Here is a 13470-nt window from a genome sequence, read left to right as displayed (position 1 = left end):
CGGTTCGGTCGGCGGTTCGGGTGACGGCTCGGCCTGCGGCGTACGGTCTGCGGCGTACGGTCCAGGACGCTCCCGACTGCCGTGCGGTTGCCGTCAGTAGAGCGACCTGATCCGCATCTGCATGGCGTGCAGCTCAGGGTCGTCCGGGCTGTACTCGACGGCCGTGCGGGCCAGCTCCTTGGCCTCGCGCAGTTTCCGGGCGTTGGCCTGCTGGACGGCGAACGAGCCGTAGACGATGCCGAGTTCGCGGCACAGCTGGTCGGTGTCCTCCTGGGTGCCGGACAGTTCGAGCGCCTCCTCCAGCAGCTTGATCGCCGCCCGGTAGCGGCGGGCCTCGTAGTGGCTGATGGCCTTGCCGCGCCAGAGGCTGACCATCAGGCGGCGGATGTCGGTCGAGTCGTCGTAGGACCTGGCCTTCTCGAGCATCGCGGCCTGGTCCGCGAACGGCTTGTCCTGCATCGCGTCCACCACGTGGTTGGCGATCAGCACCGAGACCCGGCGCGGGGCCTCGTGCTCGACCCCGCCCTCCCACTCCGGGTCGGCGCGCAGCGCCTCGGCCATCCACGCGACGGCGCGCCGGTGGTCGTCGGCGAAGGCGGCCGAGCGGGCGAGCTGGCGCAGGACGAAGATCAGGCCGATCCGGTGGTCGGGGTCGGGGTTGAGTTCGACGAGCGCCCGCCAGGCGCCGGCGGCCTCCTCCAGTTCCGCGTCGGTGGCGTCGGGGTGGCTGAGCTGGCCGGCCCGGTTGCCGAGGGCGGCCTCCAGGAAGTGCCGGGCGGTCGGGTCGCCGGGAACCAGCTCCAGGCTCTTCTCCAGCAGCCCGAGGGCGCGGGAGTAGTCCTTGTCCTCGTTGTTGATCTTGCGTGCCCACTGCGCGTAGGTGGCGCCGAGGTCGCCCCGCACCTCGGGGTCGTCGGGGGCCAACGCCAGGGCCTTCTCCAGGAGTTCGGCGGCTCCGGCCTGGTCGTCCAGGCTGTTCTTGAGCAGCGCGCGGGCGGCCCGGACCCCGGACTCGGCGGCGATCGCGGCGGCGTCGGCGGGCAGCCTGGCGCCGGGGACGGCCCGGGCGCGGGAGAGGCTGTCCAGGGCCTCGCGCCAGTCCTGGTTGCGGTGGTGCTCGCGGGCCTGGCTGACCAGGGACTCGCCGAGCAGTTCCTGCCAGTCCTCACCGCGCCGCTGCTCGGGCACCGCGTCCAGGGCGGCGACGGCGGCGGCCTGCCGGCCCTGGAGCTGCAGGTAGCGCTGCGGGCCGAGTTCGCCGAACAGGCCGAGGGCCCGGGTGGGAGCGGGCGCGTCGGGGCCGGCCGAGCGCTGCCGCCAGGGCCGGACGGCCTGCTCGAAGGCCTCGGCCCAGCCGTCCGCTCCGGGCTCGGCGCGCAGCAGCCGGTCGAGGGTCGGGCCGAGCGCGAGGCGGCGGGCCGGGCGGCCGGGCAGGGTGATCCGGACGTCCTCCTGGGCGAGCGCGTCCGCGCAGTGGGTCTCCAGGCCGAGGCGCAGCGTCCAGGCGGTGACCTCGTCCCCGCTGCGCCCGGCGGCCCGGTCCAGGGCGCGCAGGTCGTCGCGGAGGCGGTCGAGCAGTCCGGTACGGGCGGCGGCCAGCCGCTGGGGCTCGGCGGTGCGGCCGGTGGTCCGGGCGGACTCGGCCCACAGCTCGGGCTGGTGCAGGGCGGCGACGAGGCTGCCGATCGTCCAGGCCCAGACCTCCTCGCCGGGGGCGTCGGGACCGTCGGCTGCGTCGGCGGCGGTGTCGGCGGCGTCGGAGGCACCGGCGGCGAGCCGGTAGCCGGCCAGGCCGAGCGCGTGCAGCACCCGGGGGTGGGCCGGGTCCCTGAGCAGCAGCTCGCGGTAGGCCTCCCAGGCCTCGCGGTGGCGACCGTCGAGGACGGCTTGGTGCGCCTCGTGCTCGGCGAGCAGGGCGAGCGCGCCGGCCACCCGCTCACGGCCCGGCACCTCGCGCCCCGGCACCCCGTCGCCGGGGACGGGCTGGAGCGCCTGGCGCAGGTCGACGGCGGCCTGGCCGAGCCGACCGGCGGCGAGGGCGGCGCCGGCCCGGCGGACCAGGACGGCCGCGCGGGCCGCCCCGGCCTCGGCGGGCACCCCGGCCAGGGCCTCGTCCAGGCGGCCGAGTTCGGCGCGCAGCAGGGCGAGGTCGGTCCGGACGGGCACGGCCGCGGCGCCGTCGCCGAGCGCCACGGCCCAGCGGGCGAGCACCGGTTCGGCCTGCTCGGGGGTGCCGGCCCGGCGGGCGCAGTCGAGGACGGCGCGCAGCGCGGGGGCGGAGCAGCGGACGCAGCGGGGCGAGGCGGCGGCCTCGGGGGCGTGCTGGTGGTCGGGGCAGGCCTCGCGGCCGCAGCCGCCGCAGGTACCGGTGGCGGGGCGGTCGCAGAGCGCGCAGTCGCCGGCCGGCTCCGCCGCGGCCGTGCCGGAGGTGAGGAAGTGCCGGTACCAGTCCAGGGCGGCGGCCCAGTTGCCGGCCCGTTCGGCGAGCAGGGCGCGCAGCCGGGCGGTCGCCGGGTCGCCGGCCGGGTCGGGCGGGCCGAGCAGGGCGATCGTCCGGGCCGGGCGGCCGGCCAGCAGGGCGACGGCGGCCAGGTGGTAGCGGTCGCGCGGGCCGTGGTCGGCGTCGAGCAGGGCGGCGACCGGCTCCGGGGTGCCCTCGGCCAGGGCGAGGGCGGCGCGCAGCCGGGCTTGGCGGTGGGTGAGGGCGCCGGGCAGGGTGTCGGCGAGGGCGAGCGCGGCGGCGGCGCGGCGGCGCGGTTCGGCGTGGTCGCGGCCGGTGACCAGCAGGTGGGCGGCCTCGCGCAGGGCGGCTTCGCGCAGCGCGGCGCGGTAGCCGGGGGCGTCCGGGTGCTCGGCGGTGGCCCGCTGCCAGAGTTCGCGGGCGGCCGTCGGGTCGGTGTCCAGCCGGGTGCGGGCGAGCCGGTCGCGGGCCAGGGCCCGGCGGGGGCGCAGGTCCTCGTCGTCCAGCGCCTCCCAGCGGGCGAGGGCGCCGGCCGGGTCGCCGGTGCGGGCGAGGGCGAGGCCGTGGTGGAAGGCGGCGACGGCGGTCCAGCGGGTGCCCGGTTCGGTACCGGCCTGGGTACCGGCTTCGGCCCCGGCGGCGGCCCCGCTGTCGGCCTCGGCGCGCAGGAGCGGCTCGGCCTCCTCGGCCCGCCCGGCGGCGAGCAGGGCGGCGCCGAGCCGGACCCGGGCGGGGCGCCAGTCGGGGGCCGCGCCGAGGCCGGCCCGGTAGTCGGCGGCGGCCTCGGCGGGGCGTTCGGCGCGCTCGTGCACCAGGGCGAGGCCGAACCGGGCCGGGGCGAAGCCGGGCCGGACGGCCAGGGCGGCGGTGAACTGCTCCCGGGCCCGCTCGTCGGCGCCGAGCAGCAGGGCGAGCCGGCCGAGGGCGTAGCGGGGGCGGGGGTCGGCCGGGCTCTCGCCGGCGGCGGCCGCGAGGTCGGCCCAGGCCGCCTCGGTGGCGCCGAGGCGCTGGCGGGCCAGCCCGCGGAAGAGCAGGCCCTCGGCACGCAGGGCCGGGCCGCGCCCCCACGGGGAGGGTTCGCCGGGGCCGCGGCGCAGCGCCTCGTCGAAGGCGGCGACGGCGGGTTCGTCGCGGTGCAGGGTGTAGAGCTGGGCGCCCCAGCGGAACCAGAGTTCGGCGCTGCCGGAGGGGGCCGCGGCGGCGAGCAGGGCCTCGGCCTCGGCGGCCCGGTCGGTGGCGCGCAGCAGGGCGGCCCGGGCGAGCACCGGCCAGTCCCGGCCGGGCAGGGCGGCGAGGGCGCGGGCGGTGGTGTCCTCGCGCTGCTCGGGGGCGCCGTCGCGGCAGCGGCGCTGGAGCCAGTCGACGGTGCGGGCGACGGTCTCGGCCTCCGCACCGGACTCGGGGCCGGCGGCGGTGGCCTGGAGGTGGGCGAACAGCGGGCCGAGGTCGCCGTCGGGTGCCCGCAGCCGCTCCTCGGCGAGCAGGCGCAGGCTCCACCGGGGCAGTTGCCGGGCCGGGTCGGCGAGCAGCGGGTAGGCCTCGCGGTGCAGGGCGAGGGTGGCTTCCTGGTCGCCGGTGGGGACGGTGGCCTCGGCCTGGCCGAGCAGGGCGAGGCCGCGCTGCGGGCCCAACTCCCCGGGTGCGTCGGCGAGTCGGCGGGCCAGCCGGGCGTAGCGGCGGCGGGCCTGGGCGTCCCGGCCGGCGGCGAGCCGGGCGGCGGCGGCGGCCAGTTCCCTCGCCACCGTCGCGGCGTCCAGGGCCCGACGGCGGCGGGCCAGCACGACGGCGGCCGCCGCACCGGCCAGCGCCACCACGACCAGCAGCACCGCTAACAGCGCCATGCACCGTCCCCCTGGGTTCGGACACCATCCACCCCATGACCAACTGGCTTCTGGAGATCATGAGTTGACGTCGTGTCGTGATGTTGCTCGGGCGCCATCAGAATAGGCCCTCGATCGGACAGCCGAACAGGAAAGCGCACTATCCTGGGCAGCGCGGCAGCCGTACGACAGCAGCACAGCAGCAGCTCGTCGGGAGCGGAACGGCAGCACAGCCAGCAGCGCGCCGGCGGTACCTGAACCGGCGCGTCAACAGCGGTCAACCGTCGGGGGTCGAGTGTCGGAGTCGCGTTGGGTGCCCGGGCTCCGGTTCGGGCCGGAGTTCGACCCCGAGCAGTACGAACTCCTGGAGTTCCACCACCGGGGCGGCGAGGCCGAGGTGTGGCGGGCGGTCCGCACCGGGCACAACGGGCGCAAGGAACTGGTCGCCGCGAAGATCATGCTGGAGCGCGACCCGGGCGAGGTGCGGCGCTGGCTCGGCCGCTGGGACGACGTCTCGCACAACGCGCACCGGCTGGGCGTCACCGACCTGGTCGTGCCCAGCTTCCTGCTCGGCCCCTCCCCGCACCGGCCCGGCACCCCGCCCGGCGGCGCGCTGCTGGGCTACCAGATCTCGCCCTGGGTCGAGGGCGTGCCGCTGCACACCTGGGCGCGCGGCCAGCGCGGCGGCCCGCCGGCGGTGGCCGAGGTGCTGGCCCGGCTCTGCCGGATCGTCGACGAGCTGCACCGCAAGCGCTGGGTGCACCGCGATATCTCCCCCGCCAACGTCCTGGTGGACGGCCAGGGGCAGGTCAAGCTGATCGACCTGACCTTCCTCGCCCCGCTGGACCACGCCCTGACCGTCGCGGTGTTCACCCCCGGGCACGTCCCGCCGGAGGCCGAGCAGGTCGGCGGCTTCCCGACCACCGCCAAGGACCTGTTCGCGGTCGGCACCCTCGCCCGCACCCTGCTGCTGCCCGACCACGGCCGCCTGGACCACCGGCTGGCCGCCGAACAGGCCCGCGCCGAACTGCTGGCGGCGGGCTACGGCGAGGAGTTGGCGCGCTGGGCCTGCGAGCCGCTGGCCCGCGACCCGGACCGCCGCCCCGCCCCGCTCGGCCCGTGGGCCGCCCGGGGCCGTGAACTGCTGCGCGCCCACCGGCCGGTGGCCCGTACCGCGGGCCTGGCCGTGCTGCCCGACCCGGCCGGGCGCCCGCTGGTGGTCACCGGCGGCGCCGACGGCACCGCGCTGACCGGGCCCGGCAGCCCCGGCCGGGCCCTCCCGGCAGGCCAGGGCCTCTCCGCCGTACGGGAGTTGACGGCCGGCTGGGCCGGACACCCGGGCGAGCTGGTGGTCTGCGCCGAGGACCGCGGCGGCACCCTGTGGGTCGGTACGGCCGCGGGCTGGTGGGAGGCCGCGCGCGGGGTCAACGGCCTGGCGGGCGCGGTCGGTTCGGCCGGGGAGATGACGGTGTGGGCGGCCGTCGGCGGCGCGCTGCGCTCGTACCGCTGGGCGCCCGGACGCACCCTCACCGGCCAGGAGCACCCCGGCTGCCCGGCCGACCGGGTGCTCGCCGCCGAGGAGGAGCGGCCCGGCAGCTGGCTACTGCTGGTCGAGCACCGCGAACGGCTGCTGAGCTGGCGGCCCGGCGCCGCCCGACCGCCCGTCCCGGTGGGCCCGGCCGGCCCGCTGCGCGCCGGGGCGCTGGCCCGCACCTCCGCCGGACCGCAGGCCGCCGTGCTGCGGGCGGACGGCTCCGTCCAACTGCACACGCTGGGCGCGGGGGCGGGGACAGCCGGGGCGGGTACGGAGGCGGGAACGGAGATCGGCGACGGCGAGCCCTCGCTCGGCCTCGCCATGGTGGGCCACCGCGGCGGCCCGACCGTCGCACTGGCCGGAGCGGGCGGCGTACGGCTGCGGCTGCCGGCCGGCGGCGCGTCCCGCCGGCCGCGCTGGTGGCGGCCCACGCTGCGCCCGGCCACCCGGGTCGCGCTGGCCATCGGCGACGACTGGCGGCTGTGCCTGGCGGCGGTGGTGGAGGGCGAGTTGCAGGTGTGGCAGGAGGACGCGGCGTACCGCTGGCAGGCGGTGGAGCTGCCGGAGGAGGGTTAGCGTCGGTGCGCTTCCGGGCAGCCCTGGAGCAGTTCGTCGGAGGGGGTCAGGCCGTGGCTTCCGGGCAGCCGTGGAGGAGCTCGGCGAAGGCCGCTCCGGCGGCGTCCCGCGGGAGGATCCGTTCCGCCCGGCGGCCGTCCGGCGTGCTGATCACGTAGCGCTCGGCGTGGTACGAGAAGTCGTCCCAGGGCTCCCAGGCGTGGGCGCGCAGCAGAGTCCGGCCGCAGCGGGTGCAGCCGATCCACGGCACGAGGACCAGGTCGGCCAGCTCCGGTTCGCTCCAGCCCGTCACCACCTCGGCCTCGTCGCGCTCGCCGTCCAGCAGCCGTACCGGGGCGGGCGCGCCGTCGCCCGGGCAGCGCAGCAGGCCGGGTGCGAGCCGCTCGCGCTCCCCCCACTCCTCGGTGAGCACGGAGATCTGCGCCCGGTCCGTACCGCCGATCGGGATCTGGCGGGCGAGCAGGCCCTCGACCAGCAGACCGAGCCCGCTCTCCTGCTCCCCGACCGCCCGGCAGTCCTTGACGCCCTGGGCGGCGTCGGCGGGCAGGAGGTCGGCGATCCGGTGCCAGAGCGCGGTGTCTTCGTCCATGGGTCGGACTCTAGTCGCGGGCGATCGGCGCTGGTCGGCCAGGGTCTGCGGCGGCGGCGCGCACCGAGGCCCCGGAACCCTGGTGGGGTTCCGGGGCCTCGGCCCGGCGGTGGGAGCGGCTCGGCGGTGCGGAGCGGCTCGGCTGCTCGGCTGCTCAGCGGAAGCGGCGCAGCCGGAGGCTGTTGCCGACCACGAAGACCGAGGAGAAGGCCATCGCGGCCCCCGCGATCATCGGGTTGAGCAGACCCGCCGCGGCCAGCGGCAGGGCGGCGACGTTGTAGCCGAAGGCCCAGAACAGGTTGCTCTTGATGGTGGCCAGGGTCTTGCGGGAGAGCCGGATGGCGTACGCCGCGGCCAGCAGGTCGCCGCGGACCAGGGTGAGGTCGCCGGCCTCGATGGCGGCGTCCGTACCGGTGCCCATCGCCAGGCCCAGGTCGGCCTGGGCGAGCGCGGCCGCGTCGTTGACGCCGTCGCCGACCATCGCGACGACCTTGCCCTCGGCCTGCAGCCGCTTGACGGTGTCGACCTTGTCCTGCGGCATGACCTCGGCGATCACGTGCTCCGGCCCGATGCCGACCTCGGCCGCCACGGCCTCGGCCACCAGCCGGTTGTCGCCGGTGAGCAGCACCGGGGTCAGGCCCAGGGCGCGCAGCCTGCCGATGGCCTCGGCGCTGGTCGGCTTGACCGCGTCGGCGACCTCCAGCACGGCCCGGGCCTCGCCGTCCCAGCCGACCGCGATCGCGGTGCGGCCGGCCGCCTCGGCGGCGGCCTTGGCCTCGGCCAGCGCCTCGGGCAGGTACTGCGACCACTCGTTCAGCAGGGCCTCCCGGCCGGCCACCACGGCGTGGCCGTCCACCACGCCTTGGACGCCCAGGCCCGGGACGTTCTCGAAGCCCTCGACGGCGGGCAGTTCGCCGGCCTTGGCGGCGGCGGTGGCAATGGCCCGGGCGATCGGGTGCTCGGAGGCGTGCTCCAGGGCGCCGGCCAGGCGCAGCACCTCGGCCCGGTCCACGCCGCTGGCGGTGTGCACGGCGAGCAGGGTCATCTGGCCGGTGGTGACGGTGCCGGTCTTGTCCAGGACGATGGTGTCGACCTTGCGGGTGGACTCCAGGACCTCCGGGCCCTTGATCAGGACGCCCAGCTGGGCGCCGCGGCCGGTGCCGACCAGCAGGGCGGTCGGGGTGGCCAGGCCGAGGGCGCACGGGCAGGCGATGATCAGCACGGCGACGGCCGCGGTGAAGGCGGCGGTCCAGCCTTCGCCGGTGCCCAGCCAGTAGCCGAGGGTGGCCACCGCGAGGGTGATCACGATCGGGACGAAGACCGCGGAGATCCGGTCCGCGAGGCGCTGGGCGGCGGCCTTGCCGTTCTGCGCCTCCTCGACCAGCCGGGCCATCCGGGACAGCTGGGTGTCGGCGCCGACCCGGGTGGCCTCGACCACCAGCCGGCCGCCCGCGTTGACGGTGGCGCCGGTGACGCTGTCGCCGACCCCGACCTCGACCGGGACGGACTCGCCGGTCAGCATCGAGGCGTCCACCGCCGAGGCGCCCTCGACCACCGTGCCGTCGGTGGCGATCTTCTCGCCCGGGCGGACCACGAAGCGGTCGCCCACGGCGAGGTCGGCGATCGGGATGCGCACCTCGGCCCCGCCGCGCAGCACCGTCACGTCCTTGGCGCCCAGTTCCAGCAGCGCCTTGAGCGCGGCCCCGGCGGTGCGCTTGGAGCGCGCCTCGAAGTAGCGGCCGGCCAGGATGAAGGCGGTGACCCCGGCCGCCGCCTCCAGGTAGATGTTGGACGAGCCGTCGCCGCGGGCGATGGTGAACTCGAAGCCGTGCCGCATGCCCGGCATCCCGGCGTCGCCGAAGAACAGCGCCCACAGCGACCAGAGGAACGCGGCGGTGGTGCCGAGCGAGACCAGGGTGTCCATGGTCGCGGCGCCGTGCCGGGCGTTGGTGAACGCGGCCCGGTGGAACGGCCAGGCGGCGTAGGTGACGACCGGCGCGGCGAGGGTCAGCGAGAGCCACTGCCAGTTGTCGAACTGGAGGGCCGGCACCATCGCCATCGCGATCACCGGCACCGCGAGCGCCACGGCGGTGAACAGCCGCTGGCGCAGCGGGGCCAGTTCGTCGGCCGGCTCGGCCTGCCCGGCGCCCGAACCCCCTTCCGCGGCCGGGGGCTTGGGCAGCGCGGCGGTGTAGCCGGTGGCCTCGACGGTGGCGATCAGGTCGGCGACCTCGACCCCGCCCTCGAAGGAGACCTTCGCCTTCTCGGTGGCGTAGTTGACGCTGGCCGTGACCCCGTCCATCCGGTTGAGCTTCTTCTCGATCCGGGCCGCGCAGGAGGCGCACGTCATGCCGCCGATCGAGAGTTCCACCTCCGCTGAGGCGGGTGCCTGCGTAGTCATCGTCGCTCCTCGTGACGTCGTCGTGCGGTACGTTCGGCGGCCGGGCCCTCGTACCCATGGGGGGTATCGGGCGGTGCCGGGTTCATTTATACCCCTGAGGGGTATCCGCCGCAAGCCCTGACGGATACCCCCTGCCCGTATTTTTGGAGGGGCGGAGACTGCTTGACTTGATACCCCCATGGGGTATTCACTCGTGGGCATCGAGCGGCGTCGAGCCGCGTCGAGTCGCATCACGTCGCACCGAGCCCCCGCCGGAACCCGAGGAGGACCCCATGGCCGGCTACCACAACGACAAGGACCAGCTCCTGCGCCGCCTGCGCCGCGTCGAGGGCCAGATCCGCGGCCTCCAGCGCATGGTCGACACCGACACCTACTGCATCGACACGCTTACCCAGGTCTCCGCCGCCACCAAGGCCCTCCAGTCCGTGGCGCTGCAGCTGCTCGACTCCCACCTCGCCCACTGCGTCCACGACGCCATCGCGGGCGGCGGGGCCGAGGCGGACGCCAAGGTCGCCGAGGCCACCCAGGCCATCGCCCGGCTCATGCGGGCCTGAGCGCCCGGCCCGTCCCCCTTCCGTCCTGCCGTCCTGCCGTCCCGCCGTCCCGCATCACGAGGAGAAACGCCGCCATGAACACCCCGCTGCGCATCACCGCCTTCACCGCCGGGCTCGCCGCCTCCTTCGGCCTCGCCCTCGGCGTCGGCCACGCCACCGGCAACGGCCCCTCCCCCAAGCCCGCCACCACCGCGCACGGCGGGCACGCCGGGCACGGCGCGGAACCGGCGGACGGCGGCGCCGAGCACCTGCCCGGCGGACTGCAGGTCTCCGAACGCGGCTACACGCTCAGCGTCGAGAACCCGTTCGTGACCGCCGGCTCCCCCACCGACCTGCGCTTCCGCATCCTCGGCACGGACGGCAAGCCCGTCACCGCCTACCAGCAGCAGCACGAGAAGGACCTGCACCTGATCGTCGCCCCGCGCGACCTGTCGACCTTCCAGCACCTGCACCCGACCCTCGCCGCCGACGGCACCTGGAGCGCCCAGACCGCCGTCCCCGCCGCCGGGGAGTACCGGGTCTTCGCGGACTTCACCCCGGCCGGGGCCAGCGAGGGACTCACCCTCGGCGCCGACCTGCACGCCGCGGGCGACCTGCGGCCCGCCCCGCTGCCGGAGACCGGACGGACCGTCACCGTCGACGGCTACACCGTCACCCTCGGCGGCGACCTCACGCCCGGGCGCAGCGGCACGCTCACCCTCGGCGTCAGCAAGGACGGCCGGCCGGTCACCGACCTCCAGCCCTACCTCGGCGCGTACGGCCACCTCGTCGCCCTGCGCGCCGGCGACCTCGCCTACCTGCACGTCCACCCGGACACCGGCACCCCGGGCCCGGAGATCGGCTTCACCACCACCGCCCCGAGCACCGGCGGCTACCGCCTCTTCCTGGACTTCAAGCACCAGGACACCGTCCACACGGCGGCCTTCACCGTGACGACGGACGGCGCCGCCGCCCCGGCCGGCCACCAGCACTGAGCGGGCCCGCACGAGAGGTGCCGGGCGATCCCACGGAGGGATCGCCCGGCACCTTCTGCTGTTCACCCGATCGAGTGCGGAGCGGCTTGCCGGAGCACGGCGAGGAGAGAGGTTCCCGGGTGGATCTCGACTACGACCTTTCAGTACCCGACCGTGAAGCGGCGCTGGACGAAGCGCGGCAGCTCCGCCTCGTCGACCAGGGCGACCGCGGCGTCCTCCACCGATATGCGACTGCGTCCGTCCGCGTCCAGGACGGATTGGTCGCCACCGGTCCGGAAACGGCCGGTACGCTCGCCGGGAGCGATGTCCTCGGCCGGGCTGAAGTAGGTCCACAGCCGATTCGAGGTTCGCAGGACGGTCAGGGCGTCCCGGTGGCCGCGCACGGCGGCCGCGTACTCCCGGGGCAGTCCGAGCGCGTCGAGGCTCTCATGGATCAGCTCGTCATGGTCGGCGCGCACCACGCCCGGTTCGACCTCCAGGCTTCCGGCACCGCCGATCACGATCAGGCGCGTCCTGGGGTGGCTCTCCAGTGCCGTCAGCAGCGCGCGGGCGGCAGTCGCGTAGACCGTGGGGTCGGCGATGGAGCGACGGACGGTGTCGGCGAAGTCCTTGGCGGCGTTGCCCGGCTGGAATCCGCTGATCAGCACGTCCAGGCCGGGCAGCACGGCCGCGATGCTCGCCGCGTCGAGGACGTCGACGTCGGCCCAGGTGATGTTCTCGCGGGTCTCCTTGATCTGTGAAGTGTCCCGACCGAAGGCCGAGACCAGGTGTCCGCGCTGAAGCGCCTCGGTGACGACCCGGCTGCCGATGCCGCCAGTGGCGCCGATGACTCCGATGTGCATGGTTCTCTCCTCAACCTGCCTGCGAATACGGTGACATGACGGACCGTCGGTCGCCGCGGCGAAAACTATACGGCGTGAAGTTTCGATACGCCAACCAATCTGGTGACACTGTAGAGTGTCCGCATGGCGGCTACCGGGACCACAGGACGACGCGAGCGGCTGCGCGCCGAGACGACGGCCGAAATCAAGAGCGTGGCATTGGCGCTGATGGCCTCAGGCGGCCCCGACGCCATCACGCTGCGGGCCATCGCCCGAGAGATGGGCATGACCGCCAACGCCATCTACGGCTACTTCGCCACCCGCGACGATCTGGTCACCACGCTCATCAACGACGTGTACACCGCGCTGGCCGACGCCGTGGACGCGGCCTGGGAGGCCGCCCCCGCCAAGGACCCGGCGGTCCGGATCCAGGCATGGGCCACCGCCTTCCGGAACTGGGCCGTCGCCAACCCCGAGGGCTTCCGCCTCGTCTACGGTGACCCTGTCCCCGGCTACCACGCCCCGGAGGGCGGCGCCGCCCCGGACGCCGCGCGCCGGGTGTGCACAGGACTCGCCGCACTCGCGGCGGCTGCCTGGCCCCACACCGAACACCTCTACCGAGACAGCACGTTCGAGTGGCCCGACTTCGACCCCGGGCTCCGCGACAAGGTGCGCGAGGCCTTCCCGGAGCTGCCCCCCGCCGCCGTCGCACTCGCCCTGCGCATCTGGGGACACCTTCACGGCCTGGTGTCACTGGAGATCTACGGCCACCTCCACACTCAGATGGCCAGCCCGGACAAGCTCTTCCGCGAGGAACTGGCCCAGCTCGTCCGAGCACTGGGCATCCCCCACCAGGGCTGAGCGGCTCCGCCGCACAGCCCGGATCGGGCTTGTCCCGCGGCCCGGTGAGGGTGAGGAGGAGCGGAACACCGGTTCAGGACCTCGTGCGGGTCGGGGGCCTCACACCCGTCCGCAACCACCAACACCTGAAAGCAGCTGCGCGAGAAGTCGGCCAGGCCGACTTCTCGCGCAAACCTTCCCGCCTCACACCACCTGCCCTTTGACGGGCCGGAACCTCCGATCCACTCCCGTCCGGCCCTCAGGGGCAGTCAGCGCCGGATCTCGGCCCGCGCCCGCTCGTCCGGCGTGCCGATGTCCCAGAAGCGGACGATTCCGTGCGCGCCGGCGTAGGCGCCCGTACCGCCGGTGACGGCCATGTCGAGCGGGGCACTCGATCCCTTCGTCCAGAGCGACTGCATGGTCAGGGAGCCGCCCTCGACCTCCATGGTGATGAGGCACTGCTTCGTCACCTCCCCACCGTGGAGCTGGACGACCTGGCACGATCCGCCCCCGCGTCCGACGCTGTGGCCGCCCTGGACGGTGGCGCCGGAGTAGACGTCCATGTCGCCCAGGCTCGGCCCGGCCGCGCCGAGGTCCAGCACCTCGTACTGGTCGTTCTGGACCTTGAGTTCGAGCACCTCGACGCGCCCCTTCCGCAGGCTGTCAGCGTCCGCGGTGCCCACCGCGGCGAATCCGATCGCGGCCGTGGCCAGCGCGGCGGCGACAAACCTCCTGGCCGTCAGGTACCTGCTGCTGCTTCCGTTGGTGCCCATGGAGGCTCCCCCTTCGCTGTGAACTCGTGCGCGAACTCCCTCGACGCTATGACCCGCGAGCCGGCCTTTTCCAAGACCAATCCCGTTATCGCGCCATACCCTCGCGGGCATGATGGGCTCACAGCGG

9 protein-coding genes are annotated in these 13470 nt (G+C 75.5%); 4 read left to right on the top strand and 5 right to left on the bottom strand.

The window, feature by feature from the left end; translation table 11 throughout:
• Nucleotides 1-93 precede the first annotated feature (93 nt).
• Nucleotides 94-4302, bottom strand: a complete 4209-nt coding sequence (locus ACFY4B_RS08010) for a hypothetical protein (protein WP_387966853.1) — start codon at nucleotides 4300-4302, stop codon at nucleotides 94-96.
• 292 nt (nucleotides 4303-4594) lie between these two features.
• On the opposite strand from ACFY4B_RS08010, the gene ACFY4B_RS08005 reads away from it, so the two are divergent.
• Nucleotides 4595-6391, top strand: coding sequence for a protein kinase (locus ACFY4B_RS08005; RefSeq protein ID WP_074002477.1), 1797 nt, complete (start codon nucleotides 4595-4597; stop codon nucleotides 6389-6391).
• A 46-nt stretch (nucleotides 6392-6437) separates the two neighbouring features.
• Here the strand turns inward: ACFY4B_RS08005 and ACFY4B_RS08000 are convergent, their stop codons facing one another.
• Nucleotides 6438-6980, bottom strand: a complete 543-nt coding sequence (locus ACFY4B_RS08000; protein ID WP_387966852.1) for a hypothetical protein — start codon at nucleotides 6978-6980, stop codon at nucleotides 6438-6440.
• A gap of 154 nt (nucleotides 6981-7134) precedes the next feature.
• Nucleotides 7135-9381, bottom strand: a complete 2247-nt coding sequence (locus ACFY4B_RS07995; RefSeq protein ID WP_387966851.1) for a heavy metal translocating P-type ATPase — start codon at nucleotides 9379-9381, stop codon at nucleotides 7135-7137.
• A gap of 272 nt (nucleotides 9382-9653) precedes the next feature.
• Here ACFY4B_RS07995 and ACFY4B_RS07990 point away from each other — a divergent pair, with 272 nt between their 5' ends.
• Both ACFY4B_RS07990 and ACFY4B_RS07985 read left to right on the top strand, forming a co-directional pair.
• A complete protein-coding gene (locus tag ACFY4B_RS07990; protein WP_049651130.1) occupies nucleotides 9654-9935 on the top strand; it encodes a metal-sensitive transcriptional regulator in 282 nt (93 codons plus the stop codon).
• Between the two features lie 74 nt (nucleotides 9936-10009).
• Nucleotides 10010-10909 (top strand): hypothetical protein, encoded by a 900-nt coding sequence (locus ACFY4B_RS07985; RefSeq protein ID WP_387966850.1) that lies wholly within the window; start codon nucleotides 10010-10012, stop codon nucleotides 10907-10909.
• 140 nt (nucleotides 10910-11049) lie between these two features.
• Here ACFY4B_RS07985 and ACFY4B_RS07980 read toward each other — a convergent pair whose 3' ends face one another.
• The gene (locus ACFY4B_RS07980) at nucleotides 11050-11751 is read right to left on the bottom strand and encodes an NAD(P)-dependent oxidoreductase (protein ID WP_049651128.1); all 702 of its coding nucleotides are present in this window, start codon (nucleotides 11749-11751) and stop codon (nucleotides 11050-11052) included.
• A gap of 123 nt (nucleotides 11752-11874) precedes the next feature.
• Here ACFY4B_RS07980 and ACFY4B_RS07975 point away from each other — a divergent pair, with 123 nt between their 5' ends.
• Nucleotides 11875-12591 carry a TetR/AcrR family transcriptional regulator gene (locus tag ACFY4B_RS07975; protein WP_049651127.1) on the top strand — a complete coding sequence of 239 codons (717 nt, stop codon included), beginning with the start codon at nucleotides 11875-11877 and terminating at the stop codon, nucleotides 12589-12591.
• 248 nt (nucleotides 12592-12839) lie between these two features.
• On the opposite strand, the gene ACFY4B_RS07970 is transcribed toward ACFY4B_RS07975, so the two are convergent.
• Nucleotides 12840-13343 (bottom strand): hypothetical protein, encoded by a 504-nt coding sequence (locus ACFY4B_RS07970; RefSeq protein WP_387966849.1) that lies wholly within the window; start codon nucleotides 13341-13343, stop codon nucleotides 12840-12842.
• Between the last annotated feature and the right edge of the window lie 127 nt (nucleotides 13344-13470).

This window comes from Kitasatospora sp. NPDC001261 (genome assembly GCF_042896795.1).
Taxonomy (GTDB): domain Bacteria; phylum Actinomycetota; class Actinomycetes; order Streptomycetales; family Streptomycetaceae; genus Kitasatospora.
The sequence above is the reverse complement of the archived record's forward strand: the minus strand, read 5'-3'. Positions and strand labels throughout refer to the sequence as shown.